Source organism: Oryzobacter faecalis, assembly GCF_046764005.1.
GTDB lineage: Bacteria > Actinomycetota > Actinomycetes > Actinomycetales > Dermatophilaceae > Oryzobacter > Oryzobacter faecalis.
In genome coordinates, this window is the sequence record NZ_JBKOFW010000007.1 from 1 (window position 1) to 26,201 (window position 26,201).

21 protein-coding genes and 1 pseudogene are annotated in these 26,201 nt (G+C 73.1%); 16 read left to right on the forward strand and 6 right to left on the reverse strand.

Annotation, left to right across the window (positions count from 1 at the left end; genetic code table 11):
• A pseudogene (locus ACK8HX_RS13635) lies at positions 1–816 on the reverse strand (hypothetical protein); the annotation flags it as partial.
• Positions 817–1,176: 360 nt separating this feature from the next.
• On the opposite strand from ACK8HX_RS13635, the gene ACK8HX_RS13640 reads away from it, so the two are divergent.
• Positions 1,177–1,518, forward strand: coding sequence for a hypothetical protein (locus tag ACK8HX_RS13640; RefSeq protein WP_411941261.1), 342 nt, complete (start codon positions 1,177–1,179; stop codon positions 1,516–1,518).
• Here ACK8HX_RS13640 and ACK8HX_RS13645 read toward each other — a convergent pair.
• Positions 1,508–3,622 (reverse strand): HelD family protein, encoded by a 2,115-nt coding sequence (locus tag ACK8HX_RS13645; protein ID WP_411941262.1) that lies wholly within the window; start codon positions 3,620–3,622, stop codon positions 1,508–1,510. The two genes, ACK8HX_RS13640 and ACK8HX_RS13645, sit on opposite strands and share 11 nt — an antisense overlap.
• Positions 3,623–3,771: 149 nt before the next feature.
• Between ACK8HX_RS13645 and ACK8HX_RS13650 the strand changes: the two genes are divergently transcribed.
• The 3 genes from ACK8HX_RS13650 (at position 3,772) to ACK8HX_RS13660 (ending at position 5,962) form a co-directional block, all read left to right on the forward strand.
• Entirely contained in the window at positions 3,772–4,248 is a 477-nt protein-coding gene (locus ACK8HX_RS13650; protein WP_411941263.1) for an acyl-CoA thioesterase, read from the forward strand.
• Positions 4,245–5,348 carry a zinc-binding dehydrogenase gene (locus tag ACK8HX_RS13655; protein ID WP_411941264.1) on the forward strand — a complete coding sequence of 368 codons (1,104 nt, stop codon included), beginning with the start codon at positions 4,245–4,247 and terminating at the stop codon, positions 5,346–5,348. The genes ACK8HX_RS13650 and ACK8HX_RS13655 overlap by 4 nt, the downstream gene beginning before the upstream one ends.
• A 98-nt stretch (positions 5,349–5,446) precedes the next feature.
• Positions 5,447–5,962, forward strand: a complete 516-nt coding sequence (locus ACK8HX_RS13660; RefSeq protein ID WP_411941265.1) for a hypothetical protein — start codon at positions 5,447–5,449, stop codon at positions 5,960–5,962.
• Between the two features lie 19 nt (positions 5,963–5,981).
• Here the strand turns inward: ACK8HX_RS13660 and ACK8HX_RS13665 are convergent, their stop codons facing one another.
• From ACK8HX_RS13665 to ACK8HX_RS13680, 4 genes are read right to left on the reverse strand one after another with little or no spacing between them, the layout of a single operon-like run.
• Positions 5,982–6,239, reverse strand: coding sequence for a formate dehydrogenase subunit delta (locus ACK8HX_RS13665; RefSeq protein WP_411941266.1), 258 nt, complete (start codon positions 6,237–6,239; stop codon positions 5,982–5,984).
• Positions 6,236–9,082, reverse strand: a complete 2,847-nt coding sequence (fdhF, locus tag ACK8HX_RS13670) for a formate dehydrogenase subunit alpha (protein ID WP_411941267.1) — start codon at positions 9,080–9,082, stop codon at positions 6,236–6,238. Before fdhF ends, ACK8HX_RS13665 begins: the two co-directional genes overlap by 4 nt.
• Entirely contained in the window at positions 9,079–10,668 is a 1,590-nt protein-coding gene (locus ACK8HX_RS13675) for an NADH-ubiquinone oxidoreductase-F iron-sulfur binding region domain-containing protein (RefSeq protein ID WP_411941268.1), read from the reverse strand. The genes fdhF and ACK8HX_RS13675 overlap by 4 nt, the downstream gene beginning before the upstream one ends.
• Positions 10,665–11,150, reverse strand: coding sequence for an NAD(P)H-dependent oxidoreductase subunit E (locus ACK8HX_RS13680; protein WP_411941269.1), 486 nt, complete (start codon positions 11,148–11,150; stop codon positions 10,665–10,667). The genes ACK8HX_RS13675 and ACK8HX_RS13680 overlap by 4 nt, the downstream gene beginning before the upstream one ends.
• 375 nt (positions 11,151–11,525) lie before the next feature.
• Here ACK8HX_RS13680 and rpsO point away from each other — a divergent pair, with 375 nt between their 5' ends.
• The 12 genes from rpsO (at position 11,526) to nirD (ending at position 26,196) form a co-directional block, all read left to right on the forward strand.
• Positions 11,526–11,795: a 30S ribosomal protein S15 gene (gene rpsO / locus ACK8HX_RS13685; protein ID WP_411941270.1), complete on the forward strand. Its 270-nt coding sequence runs from the start codon at positions 11,526–11,528 to the stop codon at positions 11,793–11,795.
• A 144-nt stretch (positions 11,796–11,939) separates the two neighbouring features.
• Positions 11,940–14,405 (forward strand): polyribonucleotide nucleotidyltransferase, encoded by a 2,466-nt coding sequence (locus ACK8HX_RS13690; RefSeq protein ID WP_411941271.1) that lies wholly within the window; start codon positions 11,940–11,942, stop codon positions 14,403–14,405.
• A 464-nt stretch (positions 14,406–14,869) separates the two neighbouring features.
• Entirely contained in the window at positions 14,870–15,616 is a 747-nt protein-coding gene (locus ACK8HX_RS13695) for a YbaB/EbfC family nucleoid-associated protein (protein WP_411941272.1), read from the forward strand.
• A 57-nt stretch (positions 15,617–15,673) separates the two neighbouring features.
• Entirely contained in the window at positions 15,674–15,994 is a 321-nt protein-coding gene (locus tag ACK8HX_RS13700; protein ID WP_411941273.1) for a hypothetical protein, read from the forward strand.
• Between the two features lie 10 nt (positions 15,995–16,004).
• On the forward strand, positions 16,005–16,721 hold the full coding sequence (locus tag ACK8HX_RS13705; RefSeq protein ID WP_411941274.1) for a hypothetical protein: 717 nt from the start codon (positions 16,005–16,007) through the stop codon (positions 16,719–16,721).
• A 1-nt stretch (position 16,722) separates the two neighbouring features.
• Positions 16,723–17,136: a hypothetical protein gene (locus tag ACK8HX_RS13710; protein WP_411941275.1), complete on the forward strand. Its 414-nt coding sequence runs from the start codon at positions 16,723–16,725 to the stop codon at positions 17,134–17,136.
• Between the two features lie 40 nt (positions 17,137–17,176).
• A complete protein-coding gene (gene dapB / locus ACK8HX_RS13715; RefSeq protein WP_411941276.1) occupies positions 17,177–17,923 on the forward strand; it encodes a 4-hydroxy-tetrahydrodipicolinate reductase in 747 nt (248 codons plus the stop codon).
• A gap of 244 nt (positions 17,924–18,167) precedes the next feature.
• Positions 18,168–19,604 (forward strand): MFS transporter, encoded by a 1,437-nt coding sequence (locus ACK8HX_RS13720; protein WP_411941277.1) that lies wholly within the window; start codon positions 18,168–18,170, stop codon positions 19,602–19,604.
• A gap of 4 nt (positions 19,605–19,608) precedes the next feature.
• Positions 19,609–21,768, forward strand: a complete 2,160-nt coding sequence (locus ACK8HX_RS13725) for a molybdopterin oxidoreductase family protein (RefSeq protein ID WP_411941278.1) — start codon at positions 19,609–19,611, stop codon at positions 21,766–21,768.
• On the forward strand, positions 21,765–23,231 hold the full coding sequence (locus tag ACK8HX_RS13730; protein WP_411941279.1) for an FAD-dependent oxidoreductase: 1,467 nt from the start codon (positions 21,765–21,767) through the stop codon (positions 23,229–23,231). Before ACK8HX_RS13725 ends, ACK8HX_RS13730 begins: the two co-directional genes overlap by 4 nt.
• Positions 23,228–25,825, forward strand: coding sequence for a nitrite reductase large subunit NirB (nirB, locus tag ACK8HX_RS13735; RefSeq protein ID WP_411941280.1), 2,598 nt, complete (start codon positions 23,228–23,230; stop codon positions 25,823–25,825). Before ACK8HX_RS13730 ends, nirB begins: the two co-directional genes overlap by 4 nt.
• Entirely contained in the window at positions 25,822–26,196 is a 375-nt protein-coding gene (gene nirD / locus ACK8HX_RS13740; RefSeq protein ID WP_411941281.1) for a nitrite reductase small subunit NirD, read from the forward strand. The genes nirB and nirD overlap by 4 nt, the downstream gene beginning before the upstream one ends.
• The last annotated feature ends 5 nt before the right edge of the window (positions 26,197–26,201 follow it).

Here is a 26,201-nt window from a genome sequence, read left to right on the forward strand (position 1 = left end):
ACTACGCTGCCCAACACCCCTCCCCGGCGATCGCCGAGGAAGGACACCTGACTCTCCACTGAACCCGGGGCGGTTCAGGGTGTCGATCGCGGCCCACGCCTTCGCTGCCTGCTCGGAGGGGAACGAGCCGTCCCACACGTCCACGCCCGGTTCGCCGACGCGGCGGCGCAGCCCGCACTCCTGCCTCGCCCGGGCCGCGCGCTGGCGCAGCAGGTCGGGGCTGACCCTTGCGAGCAGCCGCCGGGTCCGGCGCCGCAGCTGGGTGCCGGTCTCGGACGCGAGGTGCTGACCGAGGGTGGCGATGACGGTCTCGGCGACCGGCGCCGGGGCCTCCTCCAGCTCGTGCGCGACGACCCCCGCCCGGTACCGGTCCAGGACCCCGGTGCGCATCGCCGCGTGCAGCCCACCCAGGCCGGTGCACGCGGTCGTGCCGGCCTCCCCGTCGGCGGCCCACCGGACCGCGTCGCGGACCCGGTCGCCGGCGTGGTTCGCGGTGACCTCCAGGGCCCCGGACACGACCGCGGCCGCGTCCAGGGCGACGTGCCCGGGCGCCTGGTGGGTCTCGGCGTCGGTGCCGTCCTCGAGCGTGACCGGTTCGATCGCGGCCAGGGCGACGATCGCCTCGTCCTGCACCGCCGACACCGCGTTGACGACCCGCTGGCAGGACCGGACCACCTCGGCCCACGCCTGGCGCGAGCCGCCGGTCGGTGACGGCGCGGGAAGCGCAGCGAGCACGGTCTGCGTGTCGTGCAGGACCGTGAGGAGCTCGCTCGGATCCCCGGTGCGGCTGCTGGTCGCCGATGCGGTGCTGCTCATGCTGTCCCCTCCCCCTGTACCCGTGAGCCTACCCGCCCACCCGCGTTAGCACAAGTGTTCGATAGGATGAATGTGGATGAACGACAGCGGAATTCGCGCGGCAACCTGACGTGGGTGCCCGCCCTCCGCACCACCCTGCGTCGGGCGAACGTGGGTGAAGATCGTCGCTCGGCCGACGATCTTCACCCACGTTCGCGGTGGAGGGGCGGGGAGGTGGCGCGATGCGCCCAAGGCGCCCGGGAAGGAGGCCCACCGGTGGGCCCGGATGGTCGGATCGGGCCATTGCCCCTCGGGGGGTCGGCTGCGAGGCTGGCGCGACGACGCCGGACCGACCGGCGCCCGAGAACGAGGGGAGACCCCATGACCTCACGCACCGTCGTCCGAGCGGCCCTCGTCGCAGGGGTCGCGGGAGGGATGGCGCTCGCCTGGGCCGCACCCGCCGCAGCCGACCACACGCACGCCAAGGTGGTGGGCAACGGCCAGTGCGTCGTGCTCGCCGAGGGCGCCGGCGAGGAGCAGGTCGTCCTCCCCGCGTCCGTGTTCGAGAACAACCCGAACGTCGACATCGCCCCGACGGCCGGTCGGATGCACCCGCTGCACGTCCTCGTCCACCTCGGGCAGGCGGGGGAGCACAACGACCTGTACGTCTACGGCACCCCGGCGGCCGGCGCCGCCTGCGCAGCGGGGTACGTCAACCGGTAGCGGGCCGCCCGGCGCGGTGCGTCGCGGCACCTGTCGCACCGTGGAGGACGGCAGGCAGCGGGTCCGCGTGGATGACGCTGAGGCCGCTGACGGCGCGGGTGAGAACGACGTAGAGCCGGCGGAGGCCGGTGCGCAGGTCCGGTTCGGCGGCGACGATCGCGCTGGGCTCGACGACGACGACGCGGTCGAACTCGAGACCCTTGGCGATGCCGGCGGGCACGAGCTCGACCTGACGGTCCTCGTCGTCGCCGTGGTCGGCGTCCAGGCGCCCGTGCGCGATGCCCTCCGCGGCGAGGGCCCCGCTGAGCGCGTCGACGTCGCGGTCGGGGGCGATGACGCCGACCGAGCCGGGCTCGGCCGTCGCGGACCGGACGGCGTCGACCACGGCAGCCGCGCGGGCGTCCTCCGCCGTCCTGACGATGTCGAGCCGGCCGGGGTTGTCGCGCACCGACTTCGGCGCACCGAGGCCGGGCGCCATCTCGGGGAGGAGGCGAGCGGCGAAGTCGATGACGAGCCCGGGAACGCGGAAGCCGCGGTCGAGGACGACGAGCTCGTGGCCGGGGCGGCCGAGGTGGCCCATGGCGTCCTCCCACGACTCGGTCGCCCACGGCGTGGTTCCCTGGGCGATGTCGCCGAGGACGGTGAGGGAACCGGTCGACGCGCGACGGCCGACGGCGCGCAGCTGCATCGGGGAGAGGTCCTGGGCCTCGTCGAGCACGACGTGGCCGAGGCTCGGCGTGCGGTCGAGCAGGTCAGCGACCTCGTCGAGGAGAGCCATGTCGGCGCGGGTCCACCTGGCGGCGCCCTTGGTGCGAGGAGGGCTGTCCCACAGCAGCATCCGCTGTTCCTCGTCGGTGAGGAGGCCGACAGCGGCGTCGGCGAGGGCGTCGGCGTCGGAGAAGAGGCGGAAGAGGACGGCGGTGGGGTCGAGCGCCGGCCAGAGCGCCTTGACGTAGGCGGTGACGGGGGCGCTGCGGGCGACGGCGTCCTGGACCCGGTCGTCGGGCGCGTCGCCCGCACGCTCCATCTGGAGGAGGACGTGGTGCGCGAGCCGCTGCGGGAGGAGGTCGCGGGCGGCGGAGTAGCGGACGCCGCGGGCCTTGAGGGCGTCGACGTCGTCTCGGACCTCATGGGCGGGCACGCGCCACCTCCTCACCCCTCGCGGCACGACCAGGGCCTCGCTCGCGTCGCGGACCTGCGACCACACGGCGCGTCGCAGGACGTCGGCGAGGCGGGCGTCACCCTTGAGCACGGCTGTGGCCGTGGCGTCCTCGGCACGGACGCGACCGTGGTCGAGAAGGGTGTCGATCGTCGCGTGCTGCACACGGACCTCGCCGAGGGAGGGGAGGACGGCGCCGATGTGGTCGAGGAACGCGCGGTTGGGGCCGACGACGAGCACACCGGAGCGGTCGAGCTGCGCCCGGAAGGAGTAGAGCAGCCAGGCGGCGCGGTGGAGGCCGACGGCGGTCTTGCCGGTGCCGGGAGCGCCCTGGACGCAGATGCTCGTGCCGATGTCGCCACGGACGATCTCGTCCTGCTCGGGCTGGATCGTCGAGACGATGTCGCGCATCGGCCCGGAGCGGGGACGCTCGATCTCGGCGGAGAGGATCGCGCTGTGGGTGGCGCCGCCATCCGCCGTCGGGCGGGTGAGGCGCTCGTCCTCGTACGCGGTGAGCCGGCCCCTGTCCACGCCGAAGCGGCGGCGGAGCTCGACGCCCATCGGCGCAGTGGGGGAGGCGCGGTAGAAGGCGGTGCTGATCGGTGCGCGCCAGTCGACGACCACGGGGTCGCCCCTGTCGTCGCTGACGTGCCGGCGGCCGATGTGGAAGGTCTCGTCGCCGTGCTCGGTCCTCGTGTCGATGCGGCCGAAGAAGAGCGTCGTGTGCGGGTCGTCCTGGAGGGAGGCGACGCGGCGGGCGAGCACCAGCCCGAGGAGCTCGCTCGAGTACCTGTCGCTCGCCGTGCTGGCGTCGAGCCGGTCGGCGGCCTCGCGCATCCTCCTCAGCTGGTCGCGCGCATGGTCGAGATGGGCCTGCTCGCGGGTCAGGACGTCGTCGGTGGGGGTGTCGGCGGTCGGCGCGGGCACGGCTGATCCGCCTCTCATCTGGTGTGGGATGGCCATACTGGCGAACCGACGATGGTACACGCGGGAGAGCCCCGGGAGCCACGGCCTCCGAACAGGACAGTGGGTGAGCGGCAACCGCGGCGTGTCCCGGTCGGTCCTCGGCCGCGGTGATGACCGAGGATGGGCGGATGACGAGCGATGACGCCCGCCCACCCTCCGAGCTGCCCGACCCGCGCTCGTTGACGCGCGAGCACTTCGACCACGTCGCCCGCGTGACGACCCGCTGGACCGACAACGACATGTACGGCCACCTCAACAACGCCGTGTACTACGAGCTGTTCGACACGGCCATCAACGCCTGGGTCATCTCGGCGTCCGGGGTCGACGTCACGTCGCTGCCCGAGCTGGGGGTCGTGGCGGAGTCGGGGTGCAGGTTCTTCGCGGAGCTGGAGTTCCCCCACCCGGTCGACGTCGCGGTGCGGGTCGAGCGGGTCGGGCGGTCGTCGGTCACCTACTCCCTCGGGCTGTTCGACTCGCGCTCGTCCATGGTCGCCGCGCTCGGCCACTGGGTCCACGTGTACATCGACCGCACCACGAGGGGCACCGTGCCCGTCCCCGCTGCCGTCCGCGAGGCCCTCGCCCGAGCCCAGGAGGCCCGCGCGTGAGGATCACCGGGGCCGTCCTGGAGGAGGTCGGGCGTCCCGGCCCCTGGGCGCGGACGGGACCGATGACGATCTGCGAGCTCGACCTCGACGACCCCGGTCCCGGCGAGGTGCTCGTGAGGATCGAGGCCGCCGGTGTCTGTCACTCCGACCTCTCGGTCGTCAACGGCGACCGGTCCCGCCCGGTCCCGATGCTGCTCGGTCACGAGGCGAGCGGGCGTGTCCAGTCCCTCGGCCCGGGAGTCGGCTCCCTCGCCGTCGGCCAGCGCGTCGTCATGACCTTCCTGCCCCGGTGCGGTGACTGCACGGGGTGCCGGACCGACGGCCGGATGCCGTGCGTCCCCGGTTCGGCGAGCAACAGTGCCGGCGAGCTCCTCGGTGGAGGACGCCGCCTGTCGCGGGACGGCCAGCCCGTCCACCACCACCTCGGCGTCTCGGCCTTCGCGACCCACGCCGTCGTCGACGTCCGGTCGGTCGTCGCGGTGGAGGACGACGTCCCGCCCGAGGTCGCCGCCGTCCTCGGTTGCGCTGTCCTCACCGGGGGAGGCGCACTCCTCAACGCCGCCCCGCCCGAGCCCGGTCAGTCGGTCATGGTCGTCGGCCTCGGCGGCGTGGGGATGGCGGCGCTCCTCACCGCTCTCGCCATCGGTGCCGGCGAGGTCATCGCCGTCGACGGCGTCGCCTCCAAGCGCGACCAGGCCCGAGAGCTGGGCGCCACCACGGTCCTCGACCCCGCCGAGCTCGCGTCCGGCGGCACCCGGGCCGACGTCGTCATCGAGGCCGCCGGCAACGCGCGCGCCTTCGAGGCCGCCTTCGTCGCCACCGCACCCGGAGGCCGCACGGTCACGGTCGGCCTCCCTCACCCCGACGCCCGAGCGAGCGTCTCGCCCCTGACGATGGTGGCCGAGGCCAGGACGGTCATCGGCAGCTACCTCGGCAGCGCCGTGCCGAGCCGCGACATCCCCACCCTCGCCCGGTGGTGGCGCGAAGGCCGCCTCCCGGTCGAGACCCTCGTCTCGTCGAGGATCGAGCTCGACCAGGTCAACCGGGCCATGGACGACCTGGCCGGCGGCAGGGCAGTGCGCCAGCTCATCGAGGTCTGATCGCCCCGACACACCGGTCCGGCCCCTGCTCGACCGGGGCATGGACGACGCGGACGAGCCGGAGGAGGATGCTGGGCGAGGTCGTCGGGGAGGACGCCATGAGCCATCGCACCGTGACCGCCCTCTCCGCAGCGGCGGCGCTGGCCGCCCTTGCACTGGTGGTCGACGGTGTCCCGGGCGCTTCCGCCACCCTCACCCTGAGCGGGCCCGCGGCCGACACGAGCGCGGACTTCAACAACAACGGCATCCAGGCCACCGCCGACGGGTCGGTGCTGGTCGTGGCGCACAGCGGTCAGGGTGCCCTGAACCTGGTGGACCCGCGCACCGGTGCGAGTACGACCGTGAGCGGGGTGAGCCTCCCGAACATCGACGGGTTCCTGCTCGAGGGGCGGACCGTGTACGCCGTGCAGAACTTCCTGGAGCAGATCACCGTGGTCCGGCTCAGTGGCGACCTCTCGTCCGGGAGCGTCACCAAGGTCATCACGAGCGGGTCCTTCGGCGTCCCGGCGACCGTCGCCCGGTTCGGTGACCGACTGGCGGCGGTCAACGCACACTTCGACACGGGCATCCCGCCGAGCTCGCCCACCTACGAGGTGGTCCTCGTCGACCGCTGAGGTCCGCCGTCGTGCGTCCTCAGCCGCCCGAGGGCTCCTTGACCTCTGCCCGGTCGACGTGGTCGTCCACGAGGTGCTCCGTCGCGAGCACGAGCAGCGGTGGCACGTCGGGCTCGCCGCGGCGGACGCGGGCGAGGAGGTCGGCGCGCATCCTCGGTTCCCAGAACTTCCTGATGTGGGTGGCGAGCTCGACGGCGGCCTTCTCGGGCGGGAGGTGCTCGAAGTTCCGGACCAGGTCGTACCCGAGCCGGACGACGGGAGGGAGGCCCTCGCTCACGAGCGGCCAGCCGAGGTCGGGACCGGCTCGGCGACAAGGGCTTCGGCCCGTGCCGTCTGGGTGACCACCTCGACCTGCACCGCCGTGACCTTGTACTCGGGGCAGTTCGTCGCCCAGTCGGAGTTCTCGGTGGTCACGACGTTGGCGCCGGTCACCGGGTGGTGGAAGGTCGTGTAGACGACCCCGGCCGGCATCCGCTCGGAGACGACCGCCGTCAGGCGAGTGGCTCCGACCCGCGAGGAGAGCTCGACGACGTCGCCGGAGACGATGCCGCGGAGCTCGGCGTCGGACGGGTGGATCTCGAGGACGTCCTCGGGGTGCCACGTCGAGTTCGGCGTGCGGCGCGTCTGGGCGCCGACGTTGTACTGCGACAGGATGCGTCCCGTCGTCAGCACGAGCGGGAAGCGGCGGTTGGCCCGCTCGGTCGTCGGCACGTACACCGTCGCCGTCAGCTGCCCGAGCCCGCGCACGAACGACCCGACGTGCATCGTCGGCGTCCCGTGCGGCGCGGCGTCGTTCACCGGCCACTGCATCGAGCCCTCGTCGTCGAGCCGCTCGAACGAGACACCGGCGAACGTCGGTGTGGTGGCGGCGATCTCGTCCATGATCTCGGCGGCCGAGCCGTACGACATCGGGTAGCCTATCGCGGTCGCGATCTCGCACACGACCGCCCACTCGTCCTTGCCGACCCGCGACGGCATGACCGGGCGGACGCGGTTGATGCGGCGCTCGGCGTTGGTGAACGTCCCGTCCTTCTCGAGGAACGAGGACCCGGGGAGGAAGACGTGGGCGAACCGCGCGGTCTCGTTGAGGAAGAGGTCCTGCACGACGACGAGGTCCATCGCCCGTAGGGCCGCCTCGACGTGATGGGTGTTCGGGTCCGACTGGGCGATGTCCTCGCCCTGCACGTACAGGCCCTTGAACGAGCCGCCGATCGCGGAGTCGAACATGTTGGGGATGCGCAGCCCCGGTTCGGGCTGGATCGTCACTCCCCACAGCGACTCGTAGATCTCACGCACCTCGGGCCGCGACACGTGCCGGTACCCGGGCAGCTCGTGCGGGAACGAGCCCATGTCGCACGAGCCCTGCACGTTGTTCTGACCGCGCAGCGGGTTCACCCCGACGCCCTCGCGCCCGAGGTTGCCGGTGAGCATCGCGAGGTTCGCCATGCCCATGACCATCGTGGAGCCCTGGCTGTGCTCGGTGACCCCGAGCCCGTAGTAGATCGCCGAGTTCGGGCCGGCGGCGTACAGCCGTGCGGCAGACCGCAGCTCGGCGGCAGGAATCCCGGTCTCGGCCTCGGTCGCCTCGGGGGAGTGTTCGGGGTGGGCGATGAACTCGAGGTAGGAGTCGACGTCCTCGCAGCGCGACCGGACGAACTCCTCGTCCCAGATCCCCTCGGTGACGATGACGTGGCACATCGCGTTGACGAACGCGACGTTCGTGCCCGGACGCACCGGCAGGTGGAACCGTGCCTGCACGTGGGGCGAGCGGACGAGGTCGATCTGCCGCGGGTCGGCGACGATGAGCTGCGCCCCTTCCCGGAGCCGCTTCTTCATCCGCGACGCGAAGACGGGGTGCGCGTCGGTGGGGTTGGCCCCGATGACGAGCAGCACGTCGGCCTCGTCGACCGACTTGAAGTCCTGGGTCCCCGCTGACGTGCCGAACGCGTGGTTCAGCCCGTAACCGGTGGGGGAGTGGCAGACCCGCGCACAGGTGTCGATGTTGTTGTTGCCGAACGCCGCCCGCACCATCTTCTGGACGACGTACACCTCCTCGTTGGTGCAGCGCGAGGACGAGATGCCGCCGATGGAGCCGACCCCGTGCTTCTCCCGGATGTCGAGGAAGCCCTGGGCGACCCGCTGGATCGCCTCCTCCCACGAGACGACCCGCCACTCGTCGTCGATGGTCTCGCGCACCATCGGGTTCATCTGCCGGTCGTCGTGCGAGGCGTACCCGTAGGCGAAGCGGCCCTTGACGCACGAGTGGCCCTCGTTGGCGCCGCCGTCCTTCCACGGCACCATCCGCACGACACGCGTGGCGTCACCCGATCCCTGGACCTCGGCCTTGAACGAGCACCCCACACCGCAGTAGGCGCAGGTCGTGATGACCGAGCGCGTGGGCATCCCCAGGGACACGACCGACTTCTCGGTGAGCGCATCCGTGGGGCAGGCCTGCACGCACGCGCCGCACGACACGCACTCGGACGACAGGAAGTCGGTGCCACCGGGGGTGATCCGCGAGTCGAACCCACGGCCCGAGACGGTCAGGGCGAACGTCCCCTGCACCTCCGAGCACGCCCGGACGCAGCGGGAGCACACGATGCAGGCGGCCGGGTCGTAGTCGAAGTAGGGGTTCGAGGCGTCGGTCGCCTCGTGGAGGTGCGACGCACCGCCCATCCCGTAGCGGACCTCTGCCACACCGGTCTCGAGCGCCAGCCCCTGCATCTCGCAGCTGCCGCGGGCGCAGCCGTCGCAGTCGGTGGGGTGGTCGGACAGGTAGAGCTCCATGACCCCGCGCCGCAGCTGCCGGACCTGCTCGGTGCGGGTCGACACGACCATCCCGTCGGCGCAGGGCGTGGTGCACGAGGCGGGCGTGCCCTTCATCCCGTCGACCTCGACGAGGCAGAGGCGGCACGAGCCGAAGGCCTTGAGGCTGTCGGTGGCGCACAGCTTCGGGATGTCGACGCCGGCGAGCCTGGCCGCGCGCATCACGGACGTGCCGGGCGGCACCATCACGGAGACGCCGTCGACCGTCACGTGTGCGGTGGCCTCCCCGACGACGGGCGGTGTGCCGTGATCCGGTGTCTCCAGGGCGGGTTCGGGCTCGTGGACGAGCGTCATGGTCTGGCCCCTTCCGTGGTCACCGTGGCCGACTCCGGGATCTCCGACGCCGCCTCGTGCGCGTCGTCGGCGGGGATGCCGAAGTCCTCGGGGAAGTGCTCGAGGGCGCTGCGCACCGGCATCGGCGTGAGGCCGCCCATCGCGCAGAGCGAGCCCTTCGTCATCGTCGTGCAGAGGTCCTCGAGGAGGACGAGCTGGGTGCGGCGGGCGTCGTCGTCGGGGGCGTGTCGGATGCGGTCGACGACCTCGACGCCACGGGTCGAGCCGATGCGGCAGGGCGTGCACTTGCCGCAGGACTCCTTGGCGCAGAACTCCATCGCGAACCGCGCGAGGAGCGAGGCGTCCATCGTGTCGTCCCAGACGACGATGCCGCCGTGGCCGACCATCGCGTTCGCGTCGGCGAAGGCCTCGTAGTCCATGGGCAGGTCGAACCGCGAGGCCGGCAGGTAGGCGCCGAGCGGGCCGCCCACCTGGACCGCCTTGACGGGGCGGCCCGAGGCCGAGCCGCCGCCGAAGTCGTCGACGAGCGCGCCGAGGGTGATGCCGAAGTCCGCCTCGACGATGCCCCCGCGGGCCACGTTGCCGGCGAGCTGGAAGACCTGGGTGCCCTTGGAACGGCCCACTCCGAGAGCGGCGTACGCCTCGCCTCCGTCGGCGAGGACCATGGGGACCGCGGACAGGGTGAGGACGTTGTTGACGACGGTCGGTCTGCCGAAGAGTCCCTCGAGCGCGGGGATCGGCGGCTTGGCGCGCACCTCGCCCCGCCTGCCCTCGAGGGACTCGAGCATCGAGGTCTCCTCGCCGCAGATGTAGGCCCCGGCACCCACGCGGACGTCGAGGTCGAAGCGCAGCCCGCTGCCGAGGACCGACTCGCCGAGCACGCCGTGCGCGTACGCGATGTCGATGGCGCGCCGCAGGGTGCGGATGGCGTGCGGGTACTCGCTGCGCAGGTAGACGTAGCCCTCGGTGGCGCCGACCGCGATGGCCGCGATCGTCATCCCCTCGATGAGCGTGAACGGGTCGCCCTCGATGAGCATGCGGTCGGCGAAGGTCCCGGAGTCGCCCTCGTCGGCGTTGCAGCAGACGAACTTGACGTCGGCGGGGGCCTTGCGGACGGTGTCCCACTTGATGCCGGCGGGGAAGCCGGCGCCCCCGCGACCGCGCAGGCCGCTCGTGGTGACCTCTGCGACAACGGCTTCCGGCTCGAGGGAGAGGGCCCGCTGGAGGCCGACGAGCCCGCCGTGCTCGCGGTAGGCGGCGATGTCGGTGGGCTCGATGCGGCCGACGCGTGCGAAGGAGAGGCGGTGCTGGCGCGCCATCCACTCGTGCTCGTCGACGACGCCGATGCACCGGGTGTCGTCGTGGCGCAGGCTGCCGTCGAGGAGCCGGTCGATGTCCACGAGCGTGACGTTGCCGTAGCCGACCCGGCCGGCTTCCGTCTCGAGCTCGACGAGGGGTTCGAGCCACAGCATCCCGCGCGACCCGTTGCGCCGCACCGTGACGCCGCGGACCTCCAGCTCGGCCGCGACGGCGTCGGCGCCCATCGCGACGGCGGAGGCGTCGCACGGGACCCAGGCGGTCGTCATCGCTCCCACCCCTCCGTGAGGGTGGCGAGCTTGTCGGCGGTGAGGGCGGCGAGCAGGGTGCCGTCGAGGGTGCCGCTCGGTCCCTGTGCGCACAGGCCGAGGCAGAAGACCTCGCCGACCTCGACGTCCTCGTCCCTGGCCCAGCGGTCGGTGGCGGCGGCGTACAGGGACTCGGCGCCGCGCGACTGGCAGGCCTCACCGCGGCAGAGGGAGACACGGTGCGCGGCCGGGGGCGTGCGGCGGAAGTCGTGGTAGAAGGTCACGGTCCCGTGGACGTCGGCTCGGCTGAGGTTGAGGACGTCGGCGATGACGGGGATGTCGTCGTCGTGGACGTACCCGTGGGTCTCGACCACCTCGTGGAGGATCGGCAGCAGGGGCCCGCGCAGGGTGGCGAGCTGCTCGGCGATGGCACGCACGCTCGCCGCCCGCGCCGGGTCGGCGGGGGTGAACGTCGGGACCGGACTGGGACTTCGCTTGGGCACGGGCCGTCGTCTCCTCGTCGTCGAGAGCTGACTTTCTCGTCACGATACGCGGCGCCCGCGCGCAACGGCAGGGCTCGGGCGAGGACGCGCGGTGCCATGTCGAGGAACACGCCCTGACCTGCAGTTTCGTGGTCCGTCGGGCAGGCGCGGCCGGGGGGCGGGACGGGCGGCGTGGAACCGGCGGGGAGGCCGTTGCGGATGACGCGCCGCCCCCGTCGGGCCTGCCGGTCGGGGACGTCGCGCCCGATTAGGACGGGTCTACCCCCGCTGGTAGCCTTGTCCACTGCCGTGAACTTCGGCCGCGGATCCAAGAGCCCCGGTGAACCAGCCCGGGAGCGCCGCGCAGCGAAACCACAGAATGGAGAGTCGTCGCCCATGCCCCTGAGCACCGACGTCAAGAAGCAGATCATCGACGAGTACGGCACGTCCGAGGGCGACACCGGCTCCCCCGAGGTGCAGATCGCGCTGCTCACCCAGCGCATCAAGGACCTCACCGAGCACTCGCGCCAGCACAAGCACGACCACCACAGCCGTCGTGGCCTGCTCCTGCTGGTCGGCCAGCGCCGCCGCCTCCTGCGCTACCTGGAGAGCGTCGACGTCGAGCGCTACCGCTCGCTCATCAAGCGACTCGGCCTGCGCCGATAAGGACTTCCGCGAACGGGGCGGTCCTCACGTTGACCGTGAGGGCCGCCCTTTCCGCGTGAGAGGGGTCGCGACACCGCGCCCCTGAAGGACACGCCCGTGCACAACGACGATGCACGCGCGCACCACAAGAGAAAAGGAGGACCCATGGAGGGTCCTGAGATCACTGTCGCCGAAGCCGTCCTCGACAACGGCAGCTTCGGCACGCGCACCGTCCGGTTCGAGACCGGCCGACTCGCGAAGCAGGCCGGCGGCGCCGTCGCGGCCTACCTGGACGAGGACACGATGCTCCTGTCCACCACCACCGCCGGGAAGCACCCGCGCGAGGGATTCGACTTCTTCCCCCTGACCGTCGACGTCGAGGAGCGGATGTACGCCGCGGGCAAGATCCCCGGCTCGTTCTTCCGCCGTGAGGGCCGCCCGTCGACCGACGCGATCCTCACCTGCCGACTCATCGACCGCCCGCTGCGCCCGACCTTCACCAAGGGTCTGCGCAACGAGGTCCAGGTCGTCATCACGGTCCTGGCGCTCAACCCCGACCACCAGTACGATGTGCTCGCCATCAACGCGGCCAGCGCCTCGACGCAGATCTCCGGCCTGCCCTTCAGCGGTCCGATCGGTGGCGTCCGCGTCAGCCTCATCGATGGCCAGTGGGTCGCCTTCCCGAACTTCAGCGACATCGAGCGCTCGACCTTCGACATGGTCGTCGCGGGCCGCATCGCCGGTGACGACGTCGCGATCATGATGGTCGAGGCCGAGTCCACCGAGTCGACGTGGAACCTCGTCAAGAACGAGGGCAAGACCGCCCCGACCGAGGAGGTCGTCGCGCAGGGCCTCGAGGCCGCCAAGGGCTTCATCAAGCAGCTGTGCGAGGCGCAGGCCCAGCTCGCCGCGACCGCGGCGAAGCCGGTCCAGGAGTTCCCGCTCTTCCTCGACTACCAGGACGACGTCTACGCCGCCGTCGAGGCCGCGGTCGCCGCGGACACCGCCGCGGCGCTGCAGATCGCCGGCAAGGCCGAGCGCGAGGACCGCCTCGACGAGATCAAGGCGGCCCTGCACCTGAAGCTCGTGGGCGACTACAACCCCGAGTCCGGTGCCGGCACGGCCGGTGAGTTCGCCGGTCGCGAGAAGGAGGTCTCGGCCGCCTTCCGCTCGGTGCAGAAGAAGCTCATCCGTGAGCGCATCCTCACCGACAAGGTCCGCATCGACGGCCGTGGCCTCGCCGACATCCGCGCCCTGAGCGCCGAGGTCGAGGTCCTGCCGCGCGTGCACGGCTCGGCGATCTTCGAGCGTGGCGAGACCCAGATCATGGGTGTCACGACGCTGAACATGCTCCGCATGGAGCAGCAGCTCGACACGCTGTCGCCGGTGACGCGCAAGCGCTACATGCACAACTACAACTTCCCGCCGTTCTCCACCGGTGAGACCGGGCGCGTCGGTTCGCCGAAGCGTCGCGAGGTCGGCCACGGTGCCCTCGCCGAGCGGGCTCTCATGCCGGTCCTGCCGACCCGCGAGGAGTTCCCCTACGCGATCCGCCAGGTGTCCGAGGCCCTCGGCTCCAACGGCTCGACCTCGATGGGCTCGGTCTGCGCGTCCACCCTGTCGCTGCTCAACGCCGGTGTGCCGCTGCGCGCCCCGGTCGCCGGCATCGCCATGGGCCTGGTCTCCGCGGAGGTCGACGGCCAGACGCAGTACGCGGCCCTCACCGACATCCTCGGTGCCGAGGACGCGTTCGGCGACATGGACTTCAAGGTCGCGGGTACGCGTGAGTTCGTCACGGCCATCCAGCTCGACACCAAGCTCGACGGCATCCCCGCCGACGTGCTGGCCGGCGCGCTGACCCAGGCTCGCGACGCGCGCCTGCACATCCTCGACGTCATGAACGAGGCCATCGACGCGCCCGACGAGATGAGCCCCTTCGCTCCTCGCGTCATCGCCGTCCAGGTCCCGGTCGACAAGATCGGTGAGGTCATCGGCCCGAAGGGCAAGATGATCAACCAGATCCAGGACGAGACCGGCGCCGACATCTCGATCGAGGACGACGGCACCGTCTACATCGGCGCGACCGACGGCCCGTCGGCCGAGGCAGCCCGCGCGATGATCAACGCCATCGCGAACCCGCAGATGCCGGAGATCGGCGAGCGCTTCCTCGGGACCGTCGTGAAGACGACGACCTTCGGCGCGTTCATCTCGCTCCTGCCGGGCAAGGACGGCCTGCTGCACATCTCCGAGGTGCGCAAGCTCGTCGGTGGCAAGCGGATCGACGCGGTCGAGGACGTCCTGGCCGTCGGCCAGAAGGTCCAGGTCGAGCTCAAGGAGATCGACCCGCGCGGCAAGCTCAGCCTCGCCGCGGTCCTGCCCGAGGGCGAGGGCGGCGCGTCCGCCGACCTCCCGGCCGAGGCCGCCGCTGCCGACGACGCCGCCGAGCCGGTCGACGCCGACGACGTCGCCGACGACGTCTCCGACGAGCGCGACGAGCGCTCCGAGGACGGCGAGCGCGGCGAGCGTGGCGAGCGCCGTCCGCGCAACCGCCGTCGCGGCGGCCGCGGTCGTGGCGAGCGGTCCGAGGGCGGCGAGCGCACCGACGCCTCCGACGCGCCGGCCGACGCCTGAGCGAACGCTCCGCAGCACCCGCACCACGACCGAGGGCGCGGCATCCCGACCGGGATGTCGCGCCCTCGGCGCCGAAGGAGGCCCGCACCCCAGGGGGTGCGGGCCTCCTCGCGTCGGCGGGGGTCGGTCAGGCGACCGAGCGGGGACGGATCGCCGGAGGCGCGGTCCAGCGCATCTCCATGCGAACGCGCCCGTCGGTGGTGACCGGGACCCATCGCATCGACAGACCCGTTCGGGTCGTCGAGGTCGTGGCCTTCTTCATCGCGCCCTCCCTTCGTGGTCGAGGTGCAGGTCCGTTCACCTGCTGTTCACCCCATGGTAGACGATCGGCCACGCGGAGGTGAACAAAAGGTGAACAACCCGGCGTGGCGCCGGACGCGGCGGCCGGGGAGTCCTCCCCATCGCCTCCTGCGGCGTCCCCGTGGTTGGCTGGGCGCACGGGGACCGACGACGGAGGGGACCAGATGAGCGACCCGATGGAGCGCATGCTCGACGTGCGCGACGAGATCGACCGGACGGCGCAGCGCTTCGAGCGTGCCGCCGCGGCCCGCACCCGGGTCGAGGGCACCGACACCGCCGGGGTCGTCAGCGTGACCGTGGACGCCGACGGTGCCCTGGCGTCGGTCCGGATCCGGGCCGACTGGGAGAGCCGGCTCTCGGTCGACGAGCTCGGCCCCAGCGTGGTCGCGGCCGTCACCGACGCCGGCGCCCGGTCGGCGGTCGCGTGGGGGACAGCCCTGTCCGACGAGCTCGACGGGCCGCGGCCGATGACCCGCCCGCTCCCGTCCACGCACGGCAGCCTCGCCGCCGGTCTCGACGAGGTCACCTCCACCCGCGCCCTCGTCGAGGGCGACCGCGCCTCCCTCGAGGCCATGGTCGAGGTGCTCCAGCGGATGCTCGTCGAGATCGACGACGTCTCCGACGAGGTCCGCGCGACGGCCGCCCGCACGGTGACCGGCCGGGCGCCGGGTGCCGACGTCACCGTCACGCTCACCGGGGCCGCCGCTGTCACCGCCGTGACCTTCGGCCCCGGCGCCGCCCGCCACCACGCGGCCAACCTCTCGCGCCACGTGATGACGGCCTACGAGGACGCGGTCCGCCAGGTCGCGACCGGGGGCGTCGAGCAGGTGCTGGAGCGCTCGGTGTTCGGCGAGCTGCGCCGCCTGGCCGACGACCCCTCGGCCGTGGCCGACCGGTTCCGGGCCCTCTGAGACCGCGACGCGACGACATGACGACGGCGACGACATGACGACGACAAGGAGCACGACATGAGCTTCCGGGTGGCCCTCGAGGCCCTCAGCGCCGACGCGGGGGTCTGGGACGAGGTCTCGACCACGCTCGACGGCGCGAGCACGACCGCCGCGGGACTGGGGCTCACGACCTCCCAGCTGTCGTGGGCGGCCGAGGTCGTCGGCCTGACGGCGACCTACGAGTCGATGCGCGCCAAGACCGAACGCCTCCTCGGCGAGGGGGCGACGCAGACCTCGACGATCGCCGAGGGACTGCGGACCGTGAAGACCACCTACGAGGGCAGCGACGAGGCCGCGAAGCAGCGCCTCGAGTCGGCGTGGGCCCCGATCGACGAGTGAGGACGACGCCGTGGACGACCTGGTGCTGCAGATCAACGAGCTGATCGCGAAGATCAGGACCAAGCTGGACGAGCTCCTCGGAGTCGTCAACGACTTCCTCGGTTGGGTCCCCTGGGGCCTGGGGTGGCTCGCCGACAAGATCCGGGACGCGTGGGACTGGCTCTGCGAGAAGTTCGACGAGTTCTGGGACTCGCTCACCCTCATCACGACGAACATGGGTGACCGGGGCGCGCTCAGCACGACGGGCTCCACGTGGTCGACGTCCGTGGCGAGCCCGGTGTCGGCGAAGAAGGACACCGTCGACGCCTCCGTCATCCTGCGCGCCGACGACACGTGGGAGGGCGACGCCGCCGAGCGGTACGGGCCCCGGGCCAAGCTGCACCAGACGGCGCTGGAGAAGGTCGTCACGACCTACGTCACCGGCATCACCGCTGCCCTCGACACGGTCCGCGCCGGACTGGTGAAGTTCTCCATGGGCCTCATCACGGCGCTCGCGGCGCTCGTCGTCGGCATCATCGGTGCCCTGGCGTCCTCGGCGACGATCTTCGGCATCCCCGCAGGGATCTTCATCGCCGCGGGCGCCGCGCTCGTGGCGATCGGGGCCTTCTACACCGGCGGCGAGCTGCTCAAGAGCGACTGCACGGCGGCCAGGAGCGACCTCGAGGAGAAGATGTCCGACAACAACGGGTTCCCCGACCAGGCCTGGCCCAGCGGCGCGGTCCTCTGACGTGGCGCCCGCTCCCGGGACGACCCGTCGCGAGGCACTGCGCCTCGTCGGCGCCCTGCTGCTCGCCCTCGTCGGTGGGGTCGTCGCCGCCCTCGCCCCCGAGGCCGTGACGCCCGGCTCCCCGGACTCCGCGGCGCTCGTGTGGCGCATCGGCGCCGTCGGGGGCGTCATCGCCGCCCTCCTCGTCGCCGCCTCGGCGCTCGCCGCCCTCGGTGGCCGCGACGGCACCGGGCCGGCACGCGCCGCCGTCGCGACGGGCTGGCTGACGGTCGGCGTGCTCGTGCTCGGCGCCGTCCACGGCGTCGTGGTGGGTGTACCCGCCGGAGACGCCGTGGGCGTGTCCTTCATCGTCGCGATCCCGGCGTCGGGCGCGGCCGTCCTCGGGCTCATGGGGCGCCGCCGGTCCGAGGCGTAGCGGGTCCGGGGCTGGGGCCCGGCCTCACTAGAGTCGGGGCATGAGCGCGATCAGGGTGTCCGTCATCGGCGCGGCCGGCCGGATGGGGTCGACCGTGTGCCGCGCGGTCGACGAGGCCGACGGGCTCGAGCTCGTCGGTCGCTACGACGCGGGCGACGACCTCGGCGACCTCGGTGGCGCCGACGTCGTCGTCGAGTTCTCGGTCCCCGACGCCTCGCCGGCCAACGTCGCCCACTGCGTCGGGCGCGGCGTCCACGTCGTCGTCGGCACCACGGGGTGGTCGCAGGACCGGTTGGACACGCTGCGCGCGCAGCTGGAGGACGCGCCCTCCGTCGGCGTCCTCATCGCCCCGAACTTCGCGATCGGTGCCGTGCTGATGATGGCCTTCGCCGAGAAGGCGGCCCGGTTCTACGAGTCGGTCGAGGTCGTCGAGCTGCACCACCCCGACAAGGTCGACGCTCCCTCGGGCACGGCCGCCCGCACCGCCGACCTCATCGGCGCCGCCCGCACGGACGCCGGGCTCGGCGACGTGCCCGACGCCACGACCCACGACCCCGACGGCGCCCGGGGTGCCCGGGTCAGCGGGGTCCCGGTGCACTCGGTGCGGCTGCGTGGCCTCGTCGCGCACCAGGAGGTGCTCCTCGGCGGGGCCGGCGAGCTCCTCACCATCCGCCACGACTCCTTCGACCGGGTCTCGTTCATGCCCGGTGTCATCACCGCAGTGCGCGAGGTCGGCTCTCACCCGGGCCTCACCGTGGGCCTCGAGCACTACCTCGGCCTGGCCTGACGCCCTCGGTCCCGACCCGCTGACCTGCGGGTTCCGCCGCGTGTAACGCGCGTGTTTCCGGGACCTCACCACCGCTGAGCACGGCGGTTGCGCAGGACGTTCCAGACGGTTCACACGTCCCGCAGCCCGTGGAAACAGCCCTTCCCTAGCGTCGGAGACGTCCGACACCGGGGTCGGGACGCCACCACCGCGTGCCTGACCCCGGTGTCGTCCCGAGCCCCGTTCCTCCCGGGAAGGGGCCGTCTTGTCCACCACCGTCACACCCGCCGAGCCCTCGGCGGCACCCCCGTCAGCGGCACCGTCCGCGGCACCCACCGTCGAGCCCGGGGTCGTCGGCCCCGGGCGCTGGATCGAGCGCTGGGACCCGCAGGACGAGGGCTTCTGGGCCTCCCGCGGCCGCGCCATCGCCCGCCGCAACCTCGTCTTCTCCATCCTCGCCGAGCACATCGGCTTCTCCGTCTGGATGCTCTGGTCGATCGTCGTCGTGTCGATGTCCGGCACCTTCGACGCCTCGGGTGCCCTCGTCGCGGCCGGCGCCAACGGCTGGGCGCTCACCGCCGGCCAGGCGCTCACCGTCCTCGCCGTCGCCTCGGGCGTCGGGGCGGCCCTGCGCATCCCCTACACCTTCGCGGTGCCGGTGTTCGGTGGCCGCAACTGGACGGTCGCGTCGGCCCTGCTCCTCCTCGTCCCCACGCTCGGCCTCGCCTGGGTCGTCCAGCACCCCGAGCTGCCGTTCTGGGTGCTGCTCCTCGTCGCGGGCACCGCCGGCTTCGGCGGCGGCAACTTCGCCTCGTCGATGGCGAACATCTCCTTCTTCTACCCGGAGAAGGAGAAGGGGTGGGCGCTCGGCCTCAACGCCGCCGGCGGCAACATCGGCGTCGCGGTCGCGCAGAAGCTCGTCCCGCTCGTCATCGGGCTCGGCGGCGTCGCCGCGGGCCTGGCCAACGCCGGCCTGGTCTACGTGCCTCTCGCGGTCGTCTCGGCGTTCCTCGCCTGGCGCTGCATGGACAACCTGCGCGAGGCCAAGGCCGACCCAGGACCAACCGCCCGCGCGACGCGACACCTGCACACCTGGCTCATGGCGTTCCTCTACATCGGCACGTTCGGCTCGTTCATCGGCTACTCCGCCGCGTTCCCCACCCTGCTCAAGGTCGTCTTCGAACGGCCCGACATCGCGCTCGGGTACGGCTTCCTCGGTGCCCTCGTCGGCTCGCTCTCGCGTCCGCTCGGCGGCAGGCTCTCGGACCGGATGGGCGGGGCGCGGGTCACGGTCGGCGCCTTCCTCGTCATGGCGGTCGCCGGTGTCGTCGCGGTCGTGGGCGTGCAGGGCAAGAACCTGCCGCTGTTCTTCGCGAGCTTCATGGTGCTCTTCGTGGCGACGGGGGTCGGGAACGGCTCGACCTACCGGATGATCCCGGCGATCTTCACCCGGCTCGGCGCCCGCGACGGCAGCGACGGCGGGGCGCTGGAGTTCAAGCGCCGCGCGGCCGGTGCCGTCGGCATCATCTCCGCGGTCGGCGCGGTCGGCGGGTTCGTCATCCCGTTCGTCTACAAGTACGCCAAGGAGGAGTTCGGCTCGATCGTCCCGGCGCTCCAGGTCTACGTCGGCGTCTTCCTCGTCATGGCCGCCGTGACGTGGCTCGTCTACCTGCGCCGCGGCGCGACGATGGCGAAGGTCTGAGCGGATGCCGACGCCGACGCACTGCCCCTACTGCGCGCTCCAGTGTGCCCAGACCCTCACGCCGCTCGCGGATGCCGTGGCTGCCGCCGCGCCGGTGCGGGTCGAGGCACGGGACTTCCCGACCAACCGGGGAGGCATGTGCCAGAAGGGGTGGAGCTCGGCGGAGGTGCTGCGCGCCCCCGACCGCCTGACGACGCCGCTCGTGCGTCGCGGCGGTCGGGGGACGCCGCTGGAGCCCGCGACGTGGGACGAGGCACTCGACCTCGTGCACGGCCGGCTCTCCTCGCTGCGCGACGAGCACGGGCCGGGGTCGCTCGCGGTGTTCGGCGGGGGAGGGCTGACGAACGAGAAGGCCTACGCCCTGGGCAAGTTCGCGCGGGTCGTCCTCCGGACGCCGTTCATCGACTACAACGGCCGCTTCTGCATGTCGTCCGCCGCCGCCGGGGCGAACCGCACGCTGGGGGTCGACCGCGGGCTCCCGTTCCCGCTCGCCGACCTCGGCGGCGCCGACGTGGTCCTCGTCGTCGGGTCCAACCCCGCGGCGACGATGCCCCCGCTCGTCCAGCACCTCGCCGGCGCCCGGTCGCGCGGTGGGCTCGTCGTCGTCGACCCGCGGCGGTCGGCGACGGCGGCACTCACCGCGGAGGGCGCGGGCCTGCACCTCGCCTCCGTGCCCGGCACCGACCTCGTCGTCCTCCTCGCGCTGACCCACGTCCTCGTCGACGAGGGCCTGTGCGACGAGGCGTACCTCGCCGAGCGGGTCTCCGGGTGGGAGGCCGTGCGCGCGTCGGTCTCGCGCTGGTGGCCCGAGCGCGCCGAGGCCGTCTGCGGCGTCCCCGCCGACACCCTGCGCCGCGTCGCCCGCCTCCTCGCGGCGGCTGCGCCGGTCCACGGCGGGCGCGGCGCCTACGTCCTCACCGGCCGCGGCATGGAGCAGTCGACCCAGGGCACCGACGGGGTGTCCGCGGCCATCACGCTGTCCCTCGCCCTCGGCCTCGTCGGGCGGGTGGGCTCGGGCTACGGGCCGCTGACCGGCCAGGGCAACGGCCAGGGCGGGCGCGAGCACGGGCTGAAGTCCGACCAGCTCCCGGGCTACCGGATGATCGCCGACCCCGCCGCGCGCGAGCACGTCGCCGGCGTCTGGGGCGTCGACCCCGCCTCCCTGCCGGGCCCCGGTGTCCCGGCGGTCGAGCTCCTGCGCCGGCTCGGGCGCGAGGACGGGCCGCGCGCCCTCCTCGTCCACGGCGCCAACCCGGCGGTGTCCGCGCCGAACGTCACCGAGGTGCGGGCCGCCCTGGCTCGGCTGGACCTCCTCGTCGTCGCCGACGTCGTCCCGTCCGAGACCGCGGCGCTGGCCGACGTCGTCCTCCCCGTGACCCAGTGGGCCGAGGAGGAGGGGACGATGACGACGCTCGAGGGCCGCGTCGTCCGCCGCCGCAAGGCGCTCGACCCCCCCGGCGAGGCGCGCTCCGAGCTCTGGGTCTGGCGCGAGCTGGCCCGCCGCTCCGGGGTCCTCGAGGGCTTCTTCGAGGACGCCCGCGAGGTCTTCGAGGAGCTCGCCCGTGCCTCGGCCGGCGGCCGCGCCGACTACTCGGGCATCACCTACGACCGGCTCGACGCGGGGGAGGCACTGTTCTGGCCCTGCCCGTCGGACCGGCCCGAGGGCACGCCGCGCCTCTTCCTCGACCGCTTCCCGACCGCCGACGGTCGCGCCCACCCGGTGCCGGTCGACCACCGTGGGCCGGCCGACGACGTGACCTCCGAGCGCCCCGTGCACCTCGTCACCGGGCGGGTGCTGCACCACTACCAGTCCGGCGCCCAGACCCGGCGGGTCCGCGAGCTCGTCGAGGCCGTGCCGTCCCCGGTCGTCGAGCTTCACCCACTGCTTGCCGCGGACCTCGGTGTGGCGCAGGGCGACCCGGTCCGCGTGACGTCGAAGCGTGGCTCGATGGTCGCGGCCGCCGCCGTCACCGATGCCATCCGCCCCGACACGGTCTTCCTCCCCTTCCACTGGGCCGGCGACCTCAGCGCGAACCTCCTGACGAACGACGCGACCGACCCCGTGTCGGGGATGCCCGAGTTCAAGGTCTGCGCGGTCAGCGTCCAGCGGGTCGCCGACCCGGAGCCCGCCCCTGCCCCCACCCTCGAGGAGGTCCCCGCATGAGGCGCGTCGTCGTCGTCGGCCACGGGATGGTCGGCTCGCGGTTCACCGAGCTGCTCGTCGAGGCCGACCCGGACGTCCACGTGACGGTGCTCGGCAAGGAGCCGGTGCCCGCCTACAACCGGGTGCTCCTGTCGAGCGTCGTCGCGGGGTCGAAGAGCCCGCAGGTCCTCGGCCTGGCGGCGCCATCGCACCCGAGGGTCGACGTCCTCACCGGAGTCGGCGCCACGGCCGTCGAGCGCGGCCGCCGGGTCGTCGTCGACGACCGCGGGGGAGAGCACCGCTACGACGAGCTCGTCCTCGCCACCGGGTCGGCCGCCCGGGTGCCCCCGATCCAGGGCGTCGCCTACGCCGAGGGGCTCGTCGAGGGCGTGTTCGTCCTCAAGGACATGGCCGACGCCACCGCGATCGTCGAGGCGGCCAGGGGTGCGCGCCGGGCCGTCGTCCTCGGTGCCGGCGTGCTCGGCGTCGAGGTCGCGACCGGGCTCGCCCGGCGCGGGCTGAGCGTCCGCATCGTCCACCTCGCCGACCGCCTCATGGAACGCCAGCTCGGCTGGGAGGCCTCGCAGGTCGCCATCACCAGCCTGGAGCGGCTCGGCATCACGACCCACGTCGGGGCCTCCGTCGTCGGGGTCAACACCCGGCGGGGGCGCCTCGAGAGCATCCGGTTCGCCGACGGGGTCGAGGCAGCCGCCGACCTGTTCGTCATGTGCTGTGGCACCGTCCCCGAGACGTTCCTCGCCCGCCGGGCGGGACTCGCCGTCGACCGCGGCGTGGTCGTCACCGACACCCTCGCGAGCACCGACGACCCGCACGTGCACGCCATCGGCGACTGTGCGCAACCGCCGTCGGGCGCCACGGGCCTCGTGGCGCAGGGCTGGCAGCAGGCCGCCGCACTCGTCGCCCGCCTCGCGCCCGGCTCGTCGGTCGCCCCCGCCGGGGCCGTCACCCACGACGTCGTGCGGGTCAAGGCCACGGGGATGTCGATGGTGAGCATGGGTGTGTGCGGCGACGTCGACCGCGACGACCCGCGCTACCGCGTCCTCTCCCTCAAGGACCCCGAGCGCGGCCGCTACGTCGAGGTCGTCGTCGCGGGCGGCTCCCTCGTCGGTGCCACCTGCATCGGCGACGCCGAGGTCGCGGCGACCCTCTCGGCCCTCTACACGCGCTCGCTGCCGGTCCCGGACGACCCCGCGCTCCTCATGGTGCGGGCCCTCGCCGGGGGCGGGGCGACCGCCGCCGCCAGGCGCCCGGAGGAGCTCGACGACGCCGACCGCGTCTGCACCTGCAACAGCGTCACCGCCGGCCGCATCCGCGAGGCCGTCGCCGGTGGCTGCCGCACCGCCGCCGAGGTCTCCTCGGCGACGCGGGCGAGCACCGGCTGCGGCGACTGCCGCGGTGTCGTCGAGGCCCTCGTGGCCGCCGAACCCGTCCCTGGGAAGTCCCTCGTGAGGAGCGAGCCATGAGCGAGCACGTCGTCGTCGTCGGTGGGGGCATGGTCGCCCACCGGTTCGTGGAGGCCCTGCGGTCCCGCGACACCACCGGCGCCTTCCGCGTCACCGTCCTCGCCGAGGAGGACCGCGCGCCGTACGACCGGGTCGGGCTGTCGGCCTTCTTCGCCGGGTCGACGCCCGAGGACCTCCTCCTCGGCGAGGCCGCGATGTGGGAGGACCCGCTCGTCGACCTCCGCCTCGCCAGCCCCGTCACGGCCGTCGACCGCGACGCGCGCACGGTGGCGACCGCGGACGGGGCGAGCGTCGCCTACGACCACCTCGTCCTCGCCACGGGGTCGTACGCCTGGGTCCCCCCGGTCCCCGGCGCCGACGCCACGGGGGTCTTCGTCTACCGGACGGTCGACGACGTCGTCGCCCTGCAGGCCTGGGTGCGCGACCGGCAGGCGGCCACGAGCCGCCCCGTGCGGGGCGTCGTCGTCGGGGGAGGCCTTCTCGGCCTCGAGGCCGCGGGCGCGCTCGTGGGCCTGGGCGCCCACACGACGGTCGTCGAGTTCGCGCCGCGGCTCATGGCCCTCCAGGTCGACGAGGGCGGCGGGCACGCGCTGCGCCGCATCATCGAGCGGATGGGCGTCGACGTGCGCGTCGGCGCCGGTTCGGAGTCGGTCAGCGCCGACGCCGCCGGGGTCGTCACGGGCCTGCGGGTCACGGGCGACGAGGACGACCTGCCCGCCGACGTCGTCGTGTTCGCGACCGGCGTCCGGCCGCGCGACGAGCTCGCCGCCCCGGCGGGGCTCGCCACCGGGGCCCGCGGGGGCGTCGTCGTGGACGAGGGCTGCCGCACGGAGGACCCCCGCGTGTTCGCGGTCGGCGAGGTGGCCTGCATCGAGGGCCGCTGCCTCGGCCTCGTCGCCCCCGGCTACACGATGGCCGAGGTCGCGGTCGACCGGATCCTCGGCGGCGACGCGACCTTCCCGGGCGCGGACCTGTCGACGAAGCTCAAGCTCCTCGGGGTCGACGTCGCGTCCTTCGGAGACGCCTTCGCGACGACGCCCGGAGCGCTCGAGCTCGTCCACTCCGACCCCGTGTCCGGCGTCTACAAGAAGCTCGTCGTCACCGACGACGCCCGCACCCTCCTCGGCGGAATCCTCGTCGGCGACGCGTCGGCGTACGCCAGCCTGCGCCCGATGGTCGGCGCCGAGCTCGGGAGCGACCCCGGCCTGTGGCTGCTGCCCGAGGACGCCGGCGCCGAGCGCCCGCAGGTCGAGCTGCCCGACGCCGCCACGGTCTGCTCGTGCAACAACGTCACCGCGGGTGCCATCCGCTGCGCGGTCGGCGAACAGGGCTGCCACGACGTCGGGTCCGTCAAGGCATGCACCAAGGCGGGGTCGTCCTGCGGCTCGTGCGTCCCGCTCGTCAAGAAGCTCATGGGCGCCGAGATGGCCAGGGCGGGCCTCACCGTGTCGAGCGCCATGTGCGAGCACGTCGCGATGTCGCGGGCCGAGCTCTACAACGCCGTCGCCGCCACGGGGCTGCGCACCTTCAGCGACATCATCGGCCGCTTCGGCACCGGCCGCGGGTGCGACATCTGCAAGCCGGTCATCGCCTCGGTCCTCGCCTCCCTCTACGACGAGCACGTCCTCGCCGACGACCGCGCCGCCCTCCAGGACACCAACGACCGGGTCATGGCGAACCTGCAGAAGGACGGCACCTACTCGGTCGTCCCGCGGGTGCCGGGCGGGGAGATCCTGCCCGAGCAGCTCATCCTCATCGGCGAGATCGCCAAGGACTACGGGCTCTACACGAAGATCACCGGCGGCCAGCGGATCGACCTGTTCGGCGCCCGCCTCGAGCAGCTTCCCTCGATCTGGCAGCGGCTCGTCGACGGCGGGATGGAGTCGGGCCACGCCTACGGCAAGTCGCTGCGGACCGTGAAGTCGTGCGTCGGGTCCTCGTGGTGCCGGTTCGGGGTCCAGGACTCGGTCGGCATGGCCGTCCTGCTGGAGCTCCGGTACCGCGGCCTGCGCAGCCCGCACAAGCTCAAGCTCGGCGTCAGCGGCTGCGCCCGCGAGTGCGCCGAGGCCCGCGGCAAGGACGTCGGCCTCATCGCCACCGACCAGGGCTGGAACGTCTACGTCGGCGGCAACGGCGGGTTCACCCCGCGGCACGCGCAGCTCCTCGTCGAGGACGTCGACGACGAGACGGCCATCCGCGTCGTGGACCGCTACCTCCTCTACTACGTCCGCACCGCCGACCGGCTCCAGCGCACCGCGCCCTGGCAGGAGGACCACGAGGGTGGCCTGGACCGCATCCGCGAGATCGTCGTCGACGACGTCCTCGGCATCGGCGCCGACCTCGACGCCCAGATGGCGCGGCACGTCGAGGCCTACGAGGACGAGTGGGCCGCCGTCCTGCGCGACCCGGTTCGGCTGCGCCAGTTCTCCTCGTTCGTCAACGCCCCGGACGAGCCCGACCCCTCCCTCGCCTACGTCACCGAGCGCGGCCAGCGCCGCCCGGCGACCGAGGCCGAGCGCGCCGCCGGCCTCGCTGAGCCCGCCCGACCCGGCCCCGTCCTCATCGCCCCCACGACCCTGGAGGTCCGCTCATGACCGCGATCGCCGACCGCCCGACCCGTGTCGAGGTGTGCGCCGTCTCCGACCTCACGCCCGAGCTGGGTGTCGCCGTCCTCGCCGACGGGCGCCAGGTCGCCCTCTTCCTCCTCGCCGACGGGCGGGTGTTCGCCGTCGACAACGTCTGCCCGTACTCCGGCGCCGCCGTGATGTCGCGCGGCATCACCGGCTCGCGGGGCGAGCTGCCGACCATCGCCTCGCCCGTGCACAAGCAGGTCTTCTCGCTCGAGGACGGCCGCTGCCTCGACACGATGGGCAAGGCGCCGCTGCCGGGTCGTGGACCCGACTTGGCGACCTTCGCCGTGACCCTCGACGATGGACGGGTGAGCCTCGACCTGCCGGCGGCGTGACGCGC